Source organism: Cobetia sp. 14N.309.X.WAT.E.A4, assembly GCF_030397495.1.
Classification (GTDB): Bacteria; Pseudomonadota; Gammaproteobacteria; order Pseudomonadales; family Halomonadaceae; genus Cobetia; species Cobetia marina.
On sequence record NZ_JAPNXT010000002.1, the window covers coordinates 335378 to 353646 of the forward strand.

7 protein-coding genes are annotated in these 18269 nt (G+C 66.9%); 5 read left to right on the top strand and 2 right to left on the bottom strand.

What is annotated here, in order from left to right:
• Positions 1 to 11: 11 nt before the first annotated feature.
• Both OW493_RS04790 and OW493_RS04795 read right to left on the bottom strand, forming a co-directional pair.
• On the bottom strand, positions 12 to 3557 hold the full coding sequence (locus OW493_RS04790; RefSeq protein WP_289863395.1) for an AAA family ATPase: 3546 nt from the start codon (positions 3555 to 3557) through the stop codon (positions 12 to 14).
• Positions 3554 to 4951 (bottom strand): exonuclease SbcCD subunit D C-terminal domain-containing protein, encoded by a 1398-nt coding sequence (locus OW493_RS04795; protein WP_289863396.1) that lies wholly within the window; start codon positions 4949 to 4951, stop codon positions 3554 to 3556. Before OW493_RS04795 ends, OW493_RS04790 begins: the two co-directional genes overlap by 4 nt.
• Positions 4952 to 5309: 358 nt before the next feature.
• On the opposite strand from OW493_RS04795, the gene OW493_RS04800 reads away from it, so the two are divergent.
• The 5 genes from OW493_RS04800 to recD all read left to right on the top strand — a co-directional run bounded on the left by OW493_RS04800 (position 5310) and on the right by recD (position 18251).
• Positions 5310 to 5729 (top strand): DUF1499 domain-containing protein, encoded by a 420-nt coding sequence (locus OW493_RS04800; RefSeq protein WP_077379176.1) that lies wholly within the window; start codon positions 5310 to 5312, stop codon positions 5727 to 5729.
• 522 nt (positions 5730 to 6251) lie between these two features.
• Entirely contained in the window at positions 6252 to 7592 is a 1341-nt protein-coding gene (locus tag OW493_RS04805) for an MFS transporter (protein ID WP_271302409.1), read from the top strand.
• 210 nt (positions 7593 to 7802) lie between these two features.
• The gene (locus OW493_RS04810; RefSeq protein WP_289863397.1) at positions 7803 to 11885 is read left to right on the top strand and encodes an exodeoxyribonuclease V subunit gamma; all 4083 of its coding nucleotides are present in this window, start codon (positions 7803 to 7805) and stop codon (positions 11883 to 11885) included.
• Positions 11882 to 16099 (top strand): exodeoxyribonuclease V subunit beta, encoded by a 4218-nt coding sequence (gene recB, locus OW493_RS04815; RefSeq protein WP_289863398.1) that lies wholly within the window; start codon positions 11882 to 11884, stop codon positions 16097 to 16099. Before OW493_RS04810 ends, recB begins: the two co-directional genes overlap by 4 nt.
• Positions 16092 to 18251 (top strand): exodeoxyribonuclease V subunit alpha, encoded by a 2160-nt coding sequence (recD, locus tag OW493_RS04820; protein ID WP_289863399.1) that lies wholly within the window; start codon positions 16092 to 16094, stop codon positions 18249 to 18251. The genes recB and recD overlap by 8 nt, the downstream gene beginning before the upstream one ends.
• Positions 18252 to 18269: the final 18 nt, after the last annotated feature.

An 18269-nucleotide genomic window follows, 5' to 3' on the forward strand; every position in this document is an offset into this window, starting at 1 on the left:
CCTGGCGACGCTTAGCCTTCGATCTCCAGACGGCTTTGACCGTTGCCCGAGGGGCGCACCGCGATACGCACCGGAATGCGCTCATGCATCTCGGCCACATGCGAGATGACCCCGACGCGACGGCCGCTGGCTTGCAGGCCATCCAATGCCTCCATCGCCAGCGCCAGCGAATCCGGGTCGAGACTGCCGAAGCCCTCATCGATGAACAGCGATTCGATGCGCAGCTCGCCGGAAGCCATGCCCGCCAGGCCCAGCGCCAGTGCCAGCGAGACAAGGAAGGTCTCGCCGCCGGACAGCGAGTGAACGCTGCGCAGTTCATCACCCATCTCGGTATCCATCACCACCAGCCCCAGCGGGCTGGCGCCGCGGGCCAGACGGTAGCGACGTGCCAGATTGGTCAGGTGCAGATTGGCATGCTCGATCAGGCGCTCGAGATTGAAGGCTTGGGCGATGGTGCGGAACCTGGCCCCGCTGGCGCTGCCGATCAGCTCCGACAGCGCCCCCCAGCGCTGATGTTCGGCACGCGCGGCTGCGAGACGCTCGGCAAGCGCGGCGCTGCCACTGCGGCGCTGATCATCATTGAGTATCGCCGCCTGTGCCGTCTGATGGGCCTCGCGCACGGCATTGAGCGGTGCCTTGAGTGCCGTGATCAGACTGGCCAGCGCCTCGCCAAGCTCGCGGGTGTCGTCCTCGGGCCCTGGCGGCGCATCCGTCAGTGTGCCAGCGGCTCCTTCTTCCGGGGCCTCCTGCAAGCGGGCCTGCAGACGAGCATGCAATGCCAATGCCTGCTTGACCTGACCGCGAATGACGCCGAGCTCTTCAGCTCCTGATGCACCGTCTCCCGCGGTACCGTCTGCCTGCGTATCGTCTCCAGTCGTGTCCTCGGCGGGCGCTGCCAGCTGTTCGAGTGCTGCCTGCCAGTCGGAGGTCCGAGCGGCCTGCCAGTGTTTGAGCTGACGCGCATTGCGCTCCTCACACAGGGCATCCGCGCGTGCGACTCGCTCGTGGGCGCTACGCAGTTGCTGGCGCAGTGCCTGCAGGTCGTGATCCTCGACGGCCAGCAACTCCTCGATCCGCGCGTCATCCAGGCCAGGGTTCTCGGCCTGCCAATGCGCGCGTTCACTGTCGAGCGCGCGCTGCTCCTCTTGCAGCTCCGTCTGGCGTTGCTGCAGGTTGGCCTGCTGCTGCGTCAGCTGCTGTTGCTGGTCGCTCAGCTCTTGCAGCGCCTGACGCGCATCCTCCTGCTCATTGCGCATGCGGGTGGTCAGCGATTCGACCCAGTCGGACCAGTCGCTCACGCTGGCATGCTGTCGCCTGGGGTCTGCGCTCAGCTGCTGGGCAAGCGTGCCGCTCAGCTGCTCGATCTCGCTCGCCAGCGCCGCGATGCGTGCCTCACACTGCTGAAGCTGCGCTTCGCCATGCTGGCATTGCGTCGTCAGCGTGGCGTGGCGTGTCGCCAGTGCCTGGCGTTGCTCCCGCAGCGGCGTCAGCTGACGCAGCGTCGTCACCAGCGCGTTCTGACGGGCGTCCAGTTCGCCAAGGCGCTGCTCGATCAGTTCCAGTGCTCGTGCGGCAGGCAGCTGGGGCAGGGACTCAAGCAGCGGCTGCTCTGACAGCGAATGCCGAGCCAGAATGTCGGTCAGGTTCGACTGACAGGTCTGCGCCTGCTGCTGCAGACGTTGCCGCTCCGTGTGCAGCTGCGCCTGTTCCTGCTGCAGGTAGCCGAGCTGCTGCTCGAGACGTGCGTGCTCGTGACTGGCCGCCTCCATGGCGTGCTGCGCGGTGGCCGTGGCCTGTCGGCGCTGTTCAAGACGCTCGCGGGCCTGCTGTTCCAGCTGAGCGATCAGCGCCTCGGCCGGCGCGGCCTGAGCGGCGGCGGGGTGCTCATGGCTGCCACATACCGGACATTCCTCGCCATGGACCAGCCCACGGCGCAGCGCCATCACGTTGTCGCTGCGTGCCAGACGCTCCTGCTCCTGCTGGCGGCGCTCGGCGTCTTCCTCGTGGCGCGCCTGATCACGGGCCTGCAATGCCTGGGCCTGCCGGGCAGCCACTTCGCGCAACGCCTGTTGCTGCCGAGGCAGCTGCTGCTCCAGCTCGACAAGGCGCTGCTGGACCTCATCACGGCGGGCCAGGCCATTGATCTGCTCGCTGAGCACAGGTTTCAGCTGCAGCAATGCATCGCGCTGACGTTGCAGCTGGTCCCGATGGTCTTCGGCATCGCTCAGCGGCTGGCCGGACTCGTCGACTAGCGTCGCCTGCAGCTGCTGGAGTTGCTGATCCAGCTGCTGGCGCTGTCGATCCTGTGTCTCCAGCTCCTGCTGATGGTGGCCGAGCGTGTCGCGCAGGCGTTGCTGCTCACTCTGCTGGCTGACATGTGTCTCGCGCTGTTGTGCCAGACGCGAGGCCACCTGACGGGCCTCTTCCAGCTTGGGAAGTTGCTTGCCACGCCAGGCCTCGCAGCGCTGCATGCGTTCATCGGCGGCCTGCTTGTCGGCCCGGGCCTGCTCGGTGCGTGGTGACAGAGTGCCGAGCTGTTGCTGTACTCGGGTGAGCTGCGTGGTCAGCTGGGCATGCTGCGGCGAGATCGCCTTGAGGCGCAGCAGGGCAGGGCGAATCGGTGCGAGGGCTTCCAGGGCGCTGAGTTGCTCGCGCTGACGGGATAGCGCAGCACTGGCGGCGTGAGCCTCCTTCTGTTCAAGCTGCGCCTGACCCAGGGCCTGTTCGAGCTCGCCCGCCGTGGTGGTCCACTGGTGATAGGCCGTCAGCGCATCATGCTGTTCGCTGAGGCGGGTCATGGCCGTCTGGCGTAGACGGACCTCATCCTCGAGTGCCTGACGCTCGTCCGGGCTTGCCGGCAGCTGGCCATCCAGCTGGCGTTCGAGCTCGTTGACGGCCTCGCGGGCGCTGCGCTCACGCTCGTGGGCGGCGATCGAGATATCGGAGTAGTGGCCGGTGTCGGTCAGTTTCTCCAGCAGCTCCGAGCGCTCGTTGTCGTTGGCGCGCAGGAAGGCGCTGAACTCGCTCTGGGCCAGCAGCACGGCGCGGGTGAACTGCTCGAAGTTCAGTCCCAGTCTGTCGATGATCAACGCCTTGGCGTCATTGCTGGTGGTATTGAGGGTCTGAGCTGACTGGGTGTCATCGGCCGTGGGCAGCAGCTGGAGATGTTGCTTGGCGTTCTGCAGGCGCCCGCCGGGCTTGCCGCGCGCGCGGCTGACCGTCCAGCCGGCGCGATAGCGCAGGCCATCGCGGCCGATGAAGTCCACCTCGGCCTTGCCTTCGCCGCAGCCGCGCCGGAGCAGGCTGCGCGGGTCCTTGAGGGTCAGCTGATGCTCGCCGACATCCTCCAGCTGACCGCCGCTCGGGGTTTGGCGCAGGCGTGGCGTGGTGCCGTAGAGCGCCAGACACAGGGCATCGAGCAGCGTGCTCTTGCCGGCCCCGGTGGGGCCGGTGATGGCGAACAGGCCCGCATCGGACAGCGGCGCCTTCTCGAAGTCGACTTCATGCGCGCCGGCCAGTGAGGCCAGGTTGTCGAGGCGCAGGGCGAGAATTTTCATGCCTGACCTCCCTTGGCCTTGTCTGCCGAGGCTGTCTTGTCGTCCTGGCGACCGGGCTTGGTGGCCTTGCTCGGTTCCCCTGCCAGGCGTGCCTCACGCGCGATCTCGACCTCCTCGAGCAGCTGGGCGAAATCCTCGATCAGTGACGGGGCCGGCTCGCTGTCATAGGTGGCGCGATAGTGGCGCTCGAACAGCCCCATCGGCCCCAGTTCATCGAGCTTCACGCCCTTGGGCGCGCGATTCTCGGCGCTGGGCGCCGGATAGCGGGTGACCAGCTTGATCAGCCGCAGCGGCGCGTCTTCCAGCAGTGCCTCGATGCGCGCGCGCAGGTCGATCACGGGCGCCTCCAGCTGCACGCTCACCTCAAGCCACGGCCAGCGTGCCGGCTCGAGTTCACGGTCTGCCTCGGCGACCAGCGCCGTGAGCTGGGCGGTGATCTCGGTCAGCGGTGCCGGTCCGATGCGCGTGAGCGCGACATGGCAGGGCACGCGATGCTCCTCGACGCCCGCGAGCGTCTCGTCTTCGAGAGTGATCTCCAGCACGCGGTGACCGTAATCGACCTCGGAGAAGTCCATCGCCAGCGGCGTGCCGCAATAGCGGATACGCTCCTGGCCGCCCACGCGTTGCGGACGATGCAGGTGGCCGAGCGCCACATAGGCGATGTCGTCGGGGAACAGGCTGGTCGAGAGCGCCTCTTCGCCTCCCATCAGGATCGGACGCTCGCTGTTCTCGGAGACCTCGCCGTCTCGCATGTGCGCGTGGCCCATGGCGATCAGCGCCTCGCCGGGCTGGCGGGCGGCACGCGCCGCGCTGACCAGCTGCTCGTGCACACGGGCCACTCCCGCGCGATAGGCCTCGCTGCGGGTGCGCTCAGGCTTGTTCACGTCCTGCGACTCATTCTCGCCAGCACCCAGGCCGGTGACCTCGGCCGGGCGCAGAAAGGGCACCGCCAGACACAGGGCGCGGCGCTTGCCGTCGCGATCATGCAATGGCACCAGCAGATGCTGACAGTCGAGATGGTGGGCATCCCCTTTGTCGGCAGAATCATCGACCCAGCGCACACGGCCCAACGCATGGGTCTTGAGGCGGGCCAGCAGGGCAGCCGGCAGCTCGATGCGTGAGCCGGAGTCATGATTGCCGGCGATCATCACGATCTCAAGCGCCGCGTTCTGCTCGTGGGCGCGCACGATGAAGTCGTAGAGCAGCTCCTGGGCGGCGAGGCTCGGATTGACTACATCGAACAGATCACCGGCGATCAGCAGGGCGTCCGGGGTCAGACACTTGAGCCGTGCCAGCAGCCAGTCGAGAAAGGCGGCATGTTCGACATGGCGACTCTGGCCATGGAAGCTCTGGCCGAGATGCCAGTCCGAGGTATGCAGAAAGCGGAAGCTCACGATGCGTTCCTTGCGGTGTCAGAAGGAGAATCACGAACCCGGTCGAGCTGACGTCCGAGTCTGGATGTGCTCAGTGTACGGATTGCGTCTGGTTGGGCGAAGGGGAGGGCATCCTGTGTCGTGCATCTGGAGCGCATTTTCAGGCAGTTGATCTGGATCAATCCCGTTCACGGGCAAAATCGACAAAAGTCGCTACGCTGAAAGTCGAGGCCTGTGTCGAAATCCGACAAGCCCCGGCGATGGCAGCGTCAGGGTGGCTTCAGAAAAGCAGGAGTCGATGGACGACCAATGAACAACAATCAGGCCGGCAACATGGGAAGCCGTTGCCGATGCCCAGAGATGACAGGAAGGAATCGCAATGCGCCACGGTCTTTTTGCCTCACCTCGCCCCGATAACCTCGGCCTGCATGATGGGCTGCTGGCACCAGCCCCGAGTACCCCCAACGGGGTCAGCTCCCAGGCCTCCGACAGCAAGCATTACGTAGCGCCGCTCCCGATGCCGACGGACTGTTGCCTGAGCGCGATGGAGAAGATGCACAGCATCATCGAATCCATGGGGCATGCGGAAATCATCAGTACGGATGACGGTTATCTGCATGCGGAATTCCACACGCCCCTGCTGGGCTTCGTCGATGACGTGGAAATCGTCTGCAATGAACAGGAAGGCGTCTGTCATGTACGCAGCGTGTCACGCATGGGACATTCCGACCTCGGCAAGAATCGTCAGCGGGTCGAGGATATCCGTCATCGCCTCGAAGGCTGGGGTTACTGCAGCTGAAGCTGCCCCGAGAAGGGCATCGCTCACGTCGATGCGCCACTTTCACCTCGCCAATGCACCTGTGTGTCTCCCGACGACTTCCCATCACCCCGGTCGGCCTGTTCAGGCGCCGGGGTGTTTCGTCTGCGTCTTTCGTGCCTGATCTGCCTGGCCGGGCTTTCATGTCTCTTCGTGCGCTTGCGACATTTCGTGCCCCTCGCTGCAGAAACCGCCCGTAATCCGTGAGCGGGCGCTACCCAGCCACGGACGTGTTTGCTACTCTGGGTGCGTTACATGAGACGCATGACTGCATCGAGCAATATTGTGTTTTTCGCAATACAGTGATGCAGCGTACGCTGGCAGGATTCCGCACCATCGCCACGCCCGGGGCAACCCCGGTGCTTTCCGCCATTGCGCTCGCTAGGACGCCTGACCGTGGCGTCTGCGAGGCTTGTGCTGAAAGACGACACGACAACAAGATGCGCGACGCGTGAATCACTCTTGACCATCGCTGGACACCAGCCCCCGCTAACACAGAGATCCATGAACGATTCCGTCCCCGCAGCGGGCTCAGCCACCGCTGCCCACGATTTGCCCAACGAAAATTCGCTCAAGCGTGGTGACATCAAGGTACTTGGCCTGTCCGCACTCGGCGGCGCCCTCGAGTTCTATGACTTCGTCATCTTCGTGTTCTTCGCCACCGTCGTCGGTCAGCTGTTCTTCCCGCCCGACATTCCCGAATGGCTACGTCAGGTGCAGACCTTCGGTATCTTCGCCGCCGGTTATCTGGCGCGCCCGCTGGGCGGCATCATCATGGCCCACTTCGGCGATACGCTGGGTCGCAAGAAGATGTTCACGCTGTCCATCTTCATGATGTCGTTGCCGACCCTGCTGATGGGCATGCTGCCGACCTATGCCGTCATCGGCATGTGGGCGCCGCTGCTGCTGATCATCCTGCGCATCTTCCAGGGTGCGGCAGTCGGCGGTGAGGTGCCGGGGGCCTGGGTGTTCGTCAGCGAACACGTCGCACCGCGTCACAATGGTCTGGCCTGCGGCACCCTGTCGATGGGGCTGGTGGGCGGCATCCTGCTGGGCTCGCTGATGGCCAGTGCCATCAACAGTGTCTATACCCCCGAAGAGGTGAGTGATTTCGCCTGGCGGATTCCATTCATCATCGGTGGCGTGTTCGGGCTGTTCTCGGTCTACCTGCGTCGCTGGTTGCACGAGACCCCGGTCTTCGCCGAGATGCAGCAGAAGAAGGCGCTGGCCGCCGAGCTGCCATTGAAGATGATCCTGCGTGAACAGCGTCCGGCGATTGCCGTGGCGATGGCCGTCACCTGGGTGCTGACCGCCGCCATCGTGGTCGTGATCCTGATGACGCCGAGCCTGATCGCGGAGCTCGAGGGGCTGACTCGTGCCGCCGCCTTCTCCGCCAACAGTCTGGCGATCGTGGCGGTGTGCATCGGCTGCATCGTGTCCGGTTACATGGTCGATCGTATCGGTGCCGGGGTGACCCTGGTGCTGTGGAGCGCTCTGCTGGGCATCACCTACTGGGTCTTCCTGGCCACCATGCACTCGGACCCCAGCCTGCTGGTGCCGCTCTACTGCCTGACCGGCTTCAGCGTCGGCATCGTCGGCGCGGTGCCGAGCATCGCGATCCGCGGCTTCCCGCCGGCAGTGCGCTTCACCGGGCTGTCGTTCTCCTACAATGTCGCCTACGCCATCTTCGGTGGTTTCACGCCGATTCTGGTCTCGCTGATGATGACCGTCTCGCCGCTGTCGCCCACCTGGTACGTGGCGGCGCTGTCGCTGATGGGCGTGGTGCTGGGTCTGTGGCTGGCGCTCAGTCCGCGCGGCCGCGAGCTGATGGAAATCACTCGCTGAGCAGAGCACTGACTCGGCGCCAGGGCGCCTGTTCCCGACCAGTCAGGCATTCATCTGCCTGAAAACGCGCATCACCCTCCGGGGTGGTGCGCGTTTTCGTTTGGGCCAGCGCCGAGGCGACGCTAGGATGGAGGCACTCGTCACGCCTCGCTCTCGATTCGTCTCGCCTCGGCCATGAGGGCTCGGGGGCTTTGCCAGCAGGATGCCCGCATGTTTACCGTTCTTCACGCCAATCACCTCGAGGATCTGCGCGATCTGGCGCTCAAGGTGATCAAGGCCGCTCCCCAGCCTCCGCTGGTGCCGGAAACCTTTCTCGTCCAGTCCAACGGCATGGCCCAGTGGCTGAGGTTGTCATTGGCCGAGGCCGATGGCATCGCTGCCTCTGTCGATTTTCCATTGCCCTCAAGCTTCGTGTGGCGCGCCTATCGCGGGGTCCTGGGTGGCGTGCTGGGCGACGAGATTCCGGAGCTGTCACCCTTCGACAAGGGCCCGCTTGCCTGGCGTCTGCTGCGCCTTTTACCGGGCCTGCTGGCCGATGAATCCCAGGCGGAATGCTATGCGCCGCTCAGGGATTACCTGTGTCGCGATGAGCGTGGCCAGCTGATCGAGGCAGTCGGTGAGGGTGCCCTGCCTGCACTGCCCGAGGGGCCGGAGGCAGAGCGTCAGCAGTGGCAGCTGGCCTGCCAGCTGGCGGATCTCTTCGACCAGTACCTCAACTACCGTCCCGAGTGGGTGCGCAGCTGGGAGAGCGGGCTGGAGGATGACAACTTCCGCGATGCCTTCGCGCGTCAGCAGGCCGCAGGCGAGCTGCCCGCCAATCTGCTGCCGGACAACCTGCCCGCCAGCCAGAAATGGCAGCCGGCCCTGTGGCGCGCGGTACTGGCGGATGCGCCGCCCAGCAGCCGGCAACATCACCGTGCCGCTCTGCATGGTCGCTTCGTCGCGGCCGCGCGCGCGCTGGAATCACTGCCCTCATCACGCCGCCACCCGTTGCCGCCACGGCTGTTCGTGTTCGGCATCTCGGCACTGCCGGGGCAGACGCTGGATGCGCTGCATGCGCTGTCCGGGGTGATGGACATCTACCTGATGATCACCAACCCCTGCCGTCATTACTGGGGCGATATCGTCTCCGACCGCGAAGCCGTGCGGCGCAGTATGAGAGCCGACAGCCTGCGCATGGACAGCGAGCGCGTCGCGCGACAGCGTGCCCGTCACCCCGAGGCACCGGCGCTGACCGGGCTGGCGGAGGAGGAGCTGCACCTCAAGGCCAATCCGCTGCTGGCCGGGCTGGGTGCCCAGGGGCGTGACTTCATCGTCAATCTGTATGAATTCGAGAGCGCGCTGTCCGGGCGCGACAGCGGTTTCGATCTCGAACTGGACGTCTTCGTGCCGCGCATCAACGAGGATACGCCGCCCGAGCAGGCACCGTTGCTGCATCAGATCCAGGACGAGATTCTCGAGCTGGTGCATCCCGGCGAGCGCGCCCTGGCCGAGGGAAGTCCTCGCAGGCTGGAGGCGCAAGATGATTCCATCAGTCTGGTCAGCGCCCACTCGGCGCTGCGTGAAGTCGAGATTCTGCATGACCGCCTGCTGGCGGCCTTCGAACGAGCCCACGAGGCGGCCAGGCAGGGTGGGGGCGAACCGCTGCGGCCGCGCGACATCCTGGTGATGGTGCCGGACATCGACCGATATGCCCCCTATATCGAGGCGGTCTTCGGTCAGCTGCCGCCGGGCAATCCGCGCCATATTCCCTTCACCATCGCCGACCGGGTGGCCAGTCAGGCCAATCCGCTGCTCGGACTGGTCTTGATGCTGCTGGAGCTGCCGGAGCGCCGCCTCGGCGTCAGCGAGGTGCTGGATGCACTGGATGTCGCCGCCTTCCGGCGTCGCTTCGCCATCGAGGAGGGCGAACTTGAGCGCCTGCGGCGCTGGCTGGCCGACAGCGGCGTGCGCTGGGGACTCTCCGGTGAGCACCGTGAGCAGCTCGGCTTCATGCCCCTCGACGAGAACAGCTGGCGCTTCGGGCTCGAGCGCATGCTGCTGGGCTACGCCACCGGTGCCCCGGCGGCCGGCGCCCCGGCGGCCGGCGCCCCGGCGGCCGGCGATCCGGCGGCCGGCTCCCCAATACAAGGTGAGCAGAGCGCCGACCTGATGGACGGCCTGATGGATGGCCTTGTCGACATGAACGGCCTGAGCTTCGATGGCGTGGTGCCCTTCGATGAAGTGGCCGGTCTCGAGGCCGAACTGGCAGGCAAGGTCGGCGAGCTGATCGAGAGCCTGGATCGCTGGCGCCGCTGGCTGGACACCTCGCGTACGCCAGCGGACTGGGCGACTACGCTGCAGCGATTGTGGGAGGAGAGCCTCAGCCCGGACAGTGCCGAGGAATTCGACATTCTGGCGCGTCTGCAGGCGGCGCTTTCCCGCCTCGACAAGGGCTGGCAGCAGGCCGGTTTCGAGGGCTGTCTGTCGCTCAAGGTGGTGCGCGAGGCGCTGCGTGGCGAGCTGGACAGTGGCGGTCTCGCCCAGCGCTTCCTTGCCGGTCGGGTCAACTTCGCCACCCTGATGCCGATGCGTGCAATTCCCTTCCGCGAAGTGCACCTGCTGGGCATGAACGATGGTGACTACCCGCGCGTGCGCATGTCGCAGGATTTCGATCTGATGGCCAGCCGCCCTCAACCGGGAGACCGCTCACGGCGTGACGATGATCGCTACCTGTTCCTGGAGGCGCTGCTGGCGGCGCGGGATCGCCTGTCGATCTCGTGGGTCGGGCGTGACCAGCGCGACAACGGCGAACGGCCGCCCTCGGTGCTGGTCGGGGAACTGCTTGATTACATCGAGCTGGGCTGGACCCCCGAGACGCATGCCGAGGCACCGGGTGTCTCTCGCGAAGCTGCCCTGCGCGAGCGTCTGATCACCGAGCATCCATTGCAGCCCTTCTCGTGGCGCTATTTCCATGCCTACCAGGCGACGGCTGGCGATCTGTTCAGCTATGACGCCAGCTGGTCGAGCCTGTATCGCGCGGCGGATCATGCTCCAACCTCAGAGGCCTCCCCGGCGAATCAACGCGAGGCCAGTCAGGCGAGCGCGGCGGGGGCCGCCGCCTTGAAGCAGCTGGTGGAGCAGGCGCCGGAGTCCCATCTGCGTCTCGGCGCGGACTCGCTGGCGCGCTTCCTGCGTCGCCCCTGGCAGCTGGGGCTGGACCGCGTCGGCGTGCGCTTCCGCGATGCCGAGGTGCCGGATGAGGACAACGAACCCTTCGCCCCCGACGGGCTGGAGAACTTCACCCTGACCCGCGAGCTGCTGGACGCCGCGCTCACCGGACAATCCTTGCCGCTGGCCGCCGAACGTCTGCGCCGGGCCGGGCGGCTGCCGGCGCTGGGCTTTGCCGATGCCTTGATCGAACCGCGCCTCAAGCGTCTCGATCAGCAGCTGGCCAGCTGGCGCGATCAGCTCAGCGATGCCACCTCGCTGCCGCCGCGCACCCTCGAGGTACCGCTGATCATGCAGGATGAGGACGGCAGGCCCTTGCGGGTGACGCTCACCACGCGTCTGATCAGCCGTCGGCAACTGCGCGATGACGCCGAGGGCGAGAGCCGCCTGCTGGCCACGTTGGAGGCGACCCACTTCGGCACCCTCAAGCCCGGCAAGGAGGGCCGCTACAAGAAGCTCGGCAAGCCGCATCGTCTGCTGGCCGGCTATCTCGACTGGCTGATGGCCAACGCGCGCCCCGGACTCGGAGAAGTGGCGGGTGATCAGGGCACGCGCCGTGAAGGTTATCAGTGGCTGGCGGTGTTCGAGGACCGCTGGCTGCTGTTCCCCGCGCTGCGTATCGAGCAGGCCGAAGCCGCGCTGCGCCATCTCGTCAAGGCGTATGCCCAGGGCTGGCAGGCGCCGCTGGCCGCCGCGCTGGAACTGGCGACCACCCTCTGGGAGGTAGTGGGCGAGGAGGATCGCAGTGCCTTGTTCGGCGCACTCAAGGCGCAGGCCGCTGACGGCACGCCAACGCTTGAGACGGCGCTGGCCGCCATCCACAAGCCCTGGCTTGCCGACAGCCTGTCGCGCGCCATGGAAACCCGCTTCACGGAAGACATCTTCAAGGGCCCCCAGGCGCTCAGGCGTCAGGAAGGCGCGCTGGGCGAGCTGTGGCCGGAGTTCGATGCCTTCGCCCGTGCGGGCGGCGTGCTCAACAGCGTGCAGCTCTATCAGCCGTTGATCGAGAGCATGATCGGCGTGCGTCAGGGCATTCTCGGCGAGCGCGCGGTGGAGCTCTCCACCGGGAAGGGGCAGTCATGAGCGATACCAGAGGGGAAGGCATGAGCGGTGTGGAGAGTGGCGTGAGGAGTGGCATCGCTCAGGACAAGGAAGCGGCAATGAGTGACGAGATGGATCAGAGCCAGCAGGGCCAAGCCCTCGATATTCCGACGCTGCCGCTGCTCGGTCAGCATCTGATCGAGGCGAGTGCCGGCACCGGCAAGACCTTCACCCTCGCCGCGCTCTACGTGCGGCTGGTGCTCGGGCCCTTGCCCGGGCAGGTGGCCAGCGTGAGCTATCCGCGTCCGCTGACGCCGCCGGAGATTCTGGTGGTGACCTTCACCGAAGCCGCCACCGCAGAGCTGCGTGACCGCATTCGCGCGCGTCTCAAGCAGGCGCGTGAGGCGCTGCTGGGGCGTGCCAGTCCTGATCCGATCCTGGCCGAGTTGCTCGCGCCGCTGCTGACATCCTCACCTGCCGAGGACGCATCACGCCTCAAGGCCGCGGCGGCGCGGCGCCTCGATCAGGCCGCGCGCCTGATGGATGACGCCGCCATCTTCACCATCCACGGTTTCTGTCAGCGCATGCTCAGTCGGCATGCCTTCGATGCCGGCGGACGCTTCGGCGCCGAGCTGTTGCAGGACGGCCAGTCGCTGCTGACGCGTTGCGTCGAGGATTACTGGCGCTGCGAGTTCTATCCGCTGGCCCGCGAGTGGCAGGCCTTGATCCGTGGGCGCTGGGCCGGCCCGGAAGCACTGGGAGAGGAACTGCGCGGCCTGTTGCGTGACGGCACGCCACGCCCGCTGTATCGCGACGGTGAATGTCTTGAGGCCCCGCAAGACTTGAGCGAGCTGCTCGGCAATGCCGAACAGTGGCGTCAGCAACAACAGGCCGCGCGGCGCGCCGTCGAGGAAAGCTTCGATGAGCCGGCCATTCGAGACGTGATGGGCGAGGCCTTCGCCAGCAAGGCGCTCAACGGCAACAGCTACAAGGAGGCCGAGCTGGAGCCGCGCCTGGCGGCGACAGCCGCCTGGCTGGCCAGCGGCGAGCACGATTTCGCCGCCGACATGCTCGACAGCAAGAAGCTGTGCTGGCTGAGTCAGGCCAAGCTCGAGAAGGGCACCAAGAAGAACTGCCAGACGCCGCGTCACCCCTTCTTCGCGGCGCTGGACCTGCTGGCCGAGGTGCCGGCACCGGACGCCGTGCTGCTGGATCAGGTCGCCGTGCACGCGCGTGACAGCGTCGCCCGCGCCCTGATCTGCGAGAAGCGCCGTCTGGGACTCTGGGAATTCTCGGACCTGCTCAATGACCTCGACCACGCGCTGGACCCTTCGCTCAATGGCGAGGCCAGCCAGCGTCTGGCGCGTCAGATCCGTCAGGAACTGCCGGTGGCGATGATCGATGAATTCCAGGATACCGACCCGGTCCAGTACCGCATCTTCCGGCGCATCTATCCGCAGACGGTGGGCGATGGCTCGTGCGATGAGCCGCTCGATGAGCAGCACGTTGACGCTACTGACAGCGACGACGCTGACGAGACACCCAGCACGCTGTTGATGATCGGTGACCCCAAGCAGGCCATCTACGCCTTCCGCGGCGCCGATATCGACACCTATCTGGCGGCGCGCCAGGTCACCCCCTCGCGCTTCACCCTGCCGCGCAACTTCCGCTCCAGCGCCGCGATGGTGGCGGCGGTGAATGCGCTGTTCGCCCAGCATCCCGCGCCCTTCGGCAGTGAGGACATTCCCTTCCAGCCGGTCGAGGCTCAGGGCACGCGCACCCGGCTGGTGCTGCGGCATCCGGATGGCCGCGAAGAGGCCGCCTGTGCACTGAATCTGTGGTGGGCCAACGGTGAGCGCCTGAGCGCCGATGCGCATCGCCGCGACATGAGTCGCGCCTGCCGCACCCAGATCCAGACACTGCTCGAGGGCCAACAACGCCTGGCGGCGGGCGAGCCGGGGCTGGTGTTCATGGACGAGGGAGATGCGACGCCGCGTGGCGTGGCCGCCAGCGATATCGCGGTGCTGGTACGTAACGGGCGCGAGGCCGCAGCGGTGCGTGGGGCGCTTGCCGAAGGCGGTATCCGCAGCGTGTATCTGAGCGAGAAGAGCTCGGTGTTCGACACGCCGGAGGCCTTCGAGCTGCTGCAGCTGTTCGAGGCTGTCGCCCATCCGCGGGATGACCGTCGTCTGCGCGCCGCGCTGGCGACACGCCTGCTGGCGGATGACCTCTCGCTGGTCGAGCGTCTCGGCGTGGATGAGCTGGCCTGGGAGCGCGAGGTCGAGCGCTTCGATGGCTATCACCGTGACTGGCAGCGGCGCGGCGTGCTGCCGATGCTGCGCGGCGTGATGCGTGACTTCCGGGTCGGTGAGCGGCTGGCGGCCCGCGCCGGGGGGGAGCGTGCCCTGACCGACGTGCTGCACCTGGGGGAGCTGGCCCAGAATGCCGCCCAGCGGCTCGATGGCGAACAGGCGCTGCTGCGCTGGTGGCATCAGGCACTGGAATCCGGCCATGAAGCGCTGGACAGCGACAGCCTCAGTCAGCGACTGGAAAGTGATGAGGGGCTGGTGCGGGTCGTCACCATCCACAAGTCCAAGGGGCTTGAGTATCCCATCGTGCTGCTGCCGTTCATGGCCAGCTTCCGCGCCGCCGAGCCGGACAGGAATTTCGGCCTGCTGACCCTCAAGCAGCGCTGGCTGACTGTGGCTGAAGAGAAGGCAGAGGCCGATGCACAGCAGGTAGCCGGTGCAAAGACCGATTTGCCCGCGGCGGCAGAGCCGGACATGGCGCTGGATGACAGCATCCTGGTCAAGAAGCCCTCCAAGGAGGCCATCGCGGCGGCCGACCATGCACGCCTGATGGAAGACGTGCGTCTGCTCTACGTGGCGCTGACACGGCCCAAGTTCGCCTGCTGGCTGGGGCTGGCGCCCATCGGCAAGGGCGGCTTCAGCAAGCAGCTCAGCCTGCCCGTCACCGCCATCGGTTATCTGCTCGGCATGAGTGACAACGAGGAGATCGAGGCCAGCGCCATCGAGGCTGCCTTGCGCCGCTGGTGTGAACAGCAGTCGGCCGGACTCGCTCGCGTGTCCGGTCTGCCGGAGTTGCCCGGTCATGACTATCAGCCACCGGCGGAGCGCGATCAGCACTTCCACGGCGCGCGTTACTTCGCCGGCGGCATCGAGGATGACTGGTGGATCGCCTCCTACACCGCCTTGCTCACGGATGCCCGTCAGGTGACGGCGGCGCTGGAAGACACCGGCGATGCCGAGGATGACCGCGTGCCGGAAGGCGCCACCGAGATCGCGCTGGAAGAAGGCGAGCAGGGCCTGACGCGCCCGGACCGCGAGGTGGCAGGCCAGTCAGGCCCGCTGCTGGCGGGCGGCCTACCGATGACGGTGGGCGAGATCCACCTGCATGATTTCCCGCGTGGGCCGCGTCCGGGGACCTTCCTGCACGGTCTGCTGGAGGCGGTCGATCTCGATCGTCTCGGTGCGGATGACTATCGCGGCGAGCTTGAGCGGCTGGTGGGCTCGCGACTGCATTTCGGTGGCTTCGATGCCAGCTGGCAGCCACGTCTCACCGACTGGTTGGAGCAGGCACTGACCCGTCCGCTGCAGGGCTTCGAGGGCGAGCCTATCCTGCTCAATCGGCTGGAGGCCTGGCAGCCGGAGCTGGAATTCTGGCTGCCGGCCGTGCACGCGCGCAGTCTGCCGCTGGACGCCGTGGTCACCGCGCTGGAGCCGTTGCCACGCTCGCGGCCCAGGCTCGCGCCACGCCGCATGCACGGCATGCTCAAGGGCTTCATCGATCTGACCTTCCAGTCCGGCGGGCGCTGGTACGTGCTGGACTGGAAGTCCAACTATCTTGGCGAGCGCCCCGAGGACTACCTCGGTGAGTCACTGGCCCGCGCCATGGTAGAGCACCGCTACGACCTGCAATACGTGCTCTACACCCTCGCGCTGCATCGTCTGCTCAAGGCGCGCCTCGGCGAGGACTACGATTACGAACGCTGCATGGGTGGCGTGCTGTATGTCTTCCTGCGTGGGCTGGATGCCGGCGGTGATTCACCCGCGCTTGCGGTGGATGCCGAAGGGGAGACGCCTGGCGTCTTCCAGCGCCGGCCATCACAGGCGCTGATCGAGGCGCTGGATCTCTGGCTGGGCGGTGACAGCTCCGCATTGGATAGCCTGCTCCTCAACACCACCGACACCACGCCACTCACGCAAAGCGGCCAGCAGGGGGCCTTCGATGTCTGACGCCACGCCTTTGGAAACGCAGCAGCACAGCGCTGCCCCTGACGCCCCGACTGCCGAGACCCTGCTCGCGACGCTCGGCCTGTGGGTGGAGCTGGGCTGGCTCAGGCGAGTCGATGCCCATCTGGTGCGCTTCATGGCGCGTCATGTGCCGGAGGCCCCGGCCAGCGTGCTGCTGGCGGCTGCGCTTGCCAGCCACCAGCTGGGGCGCGGGCATGTGTGCCTGTCGCTGTCGCGGGCGCTGGCCGAGCCACGCGCGACCCTGTCGCTGCCACCGCTGGAGCAGTCCGAGGCGCATCTTGCCGAGGTCAGCGTGGCCCTGCCGGAAGCCTTCCTGGCGGATCTCGATGCCGGCCGCTGGGCCGAGCAGCTGGCGGAATCGCGGCTGGTCAGCGTGCTGGCGCAGGCCGATTCCCCGGCAGGCCATCTGCCGCTGCGCCCGCTGGTGCTGGTGGGCGAGCGCCTCTATCTGCGCCGTTACTGGCAGGCCGAGCGTGAAGTCGCGGCGGGGCTGCGTGCGCGGATGGGGCCGAGCGAGGAGGGCGAGACGCGGGTCAGCGATGCGCTGGGCGAGCGTCTGCGTGAGCTGTTCACCAGCAATCAGCCGGACCCCCATGGCGCGCCGGACTGGCAGAAGCTGGCTTGTGCCCTGGCGCTGCGTCAGCGCCTGACGGTGATTTCCGGCGGCCCCGGTACCGGCAAGACCACCACCGTCACGCGCCTGTTGGCACTGTTGCAGGCGCAGGCGCTCTCTGGTGGAGCTGGCGGTGTGGAGGTGGAGAGCGGTGTGGTAGGCAGTGTCGGGAGCGATGAGACAGGCCATCCGCATGAACGGCGGGCGCTGGATATCCGACTGGTCGCCCCGACCGGCAAGGCGGCCGCGCGGCTGTCGGAGTCGATCCGTGGCGCGGTGGCGAAGCTCGAGGTGCCAGACGCGGTGCGCGCCGCCATCCCGCGTGAGGCAAGCACCGTGCACCGCCTGCTGGGTGCGCGTCCGGATTCCCGCCACTTCCGCCATCACGCCGGCAATCCGCTGGCGCTGGACCTGCTGGTGGTGGATGAGGCCTCGATGGTCGATCTCGATCTGATGGCCGCACTGCTCGGGGCGCTGCCTGCCCATGCCCGCCTGATCCTGCTCGGCGACAAGGACCAGCTGGCCTCGGTGGAAGCCGGCGCCGTGCTGGGCGATCTCTGCGAGCATGCGCTGCCGCCGCGTTACTCACCGGCAGTGTGTGCAGATCTCGCCCGCCTGACCGGCGAAACGCTGGATGAGGCCATCGCCACGCCGGATGTCTCGGAGACGCAGGATACGGCAGACCGCGGCCGACTCGCCGATCACGTGGTGGTGCTGCAGAAGAGCTACCGCTTCTCCGCCGACAGCGGTATCGGTGCCCTGGCGCATGCCTGCAATGCCGGAGACCGCCAGGCGTTGCGCGCCGTCTGGAAGACAGGCTACAGCGATATCGCCTGGCTGAAGCTCAGCGGCCCGGAGGACCGCGATCTGGAGACGCTGGTGGTCAATGGCTATCGCCCGGCGCTGGAGGCCGTGCGTGAGCGGCGCCCGGCACGAGAGGTGATCGATCTGCTGCTCGAGTTTCAGCTGCTGTGCGCGCTGCGCCGTGGCCCCTATGGGGTCGATGGCCTCAACCAGCGGGTGGCACGGGTGCTGATGCGCCGTGGCCTGATCGCCGAGGAACGCGGCTGGTACGCCGGGCGTCCGGTGATGGTGACGCGCAATGATCGCGCGCTGGGGCTCTACAACGGCGATGTCGGCATCACCCTGCCGGACCCCGCCGCCGGGGGGCGCCTGCGCGTGTTCTTCCCGGTCGAGGAGGAGGTGTCGTCAGACGCCGAGCGTGATGGGCAGGACACCGAGATCCAGCGCTTCCACCGTGGCGTGCGCGCGGTATTGCCGTCTCGCCTCGAGGCGGTGGAGACGGTCTTTGCGATGACGGTCCACAAGTCGCAGGGCTCCGAGTTCCGCCATGTGGTATTCGTGTTGCCTGAGGGAGCCAACCCGATTCTGACTCGTGAGCTGGTCTACACCGGCATCACGCGGGCCAAGTCGCGGGTCACGCTGGCGGGCACCCGCCGCGAGACGCTGGAAGGCGCCATTGAACGACGCGTGGTGAGAGCCAGCGGGCTGGTGCTCTAGACCGGATGCCGACGGATG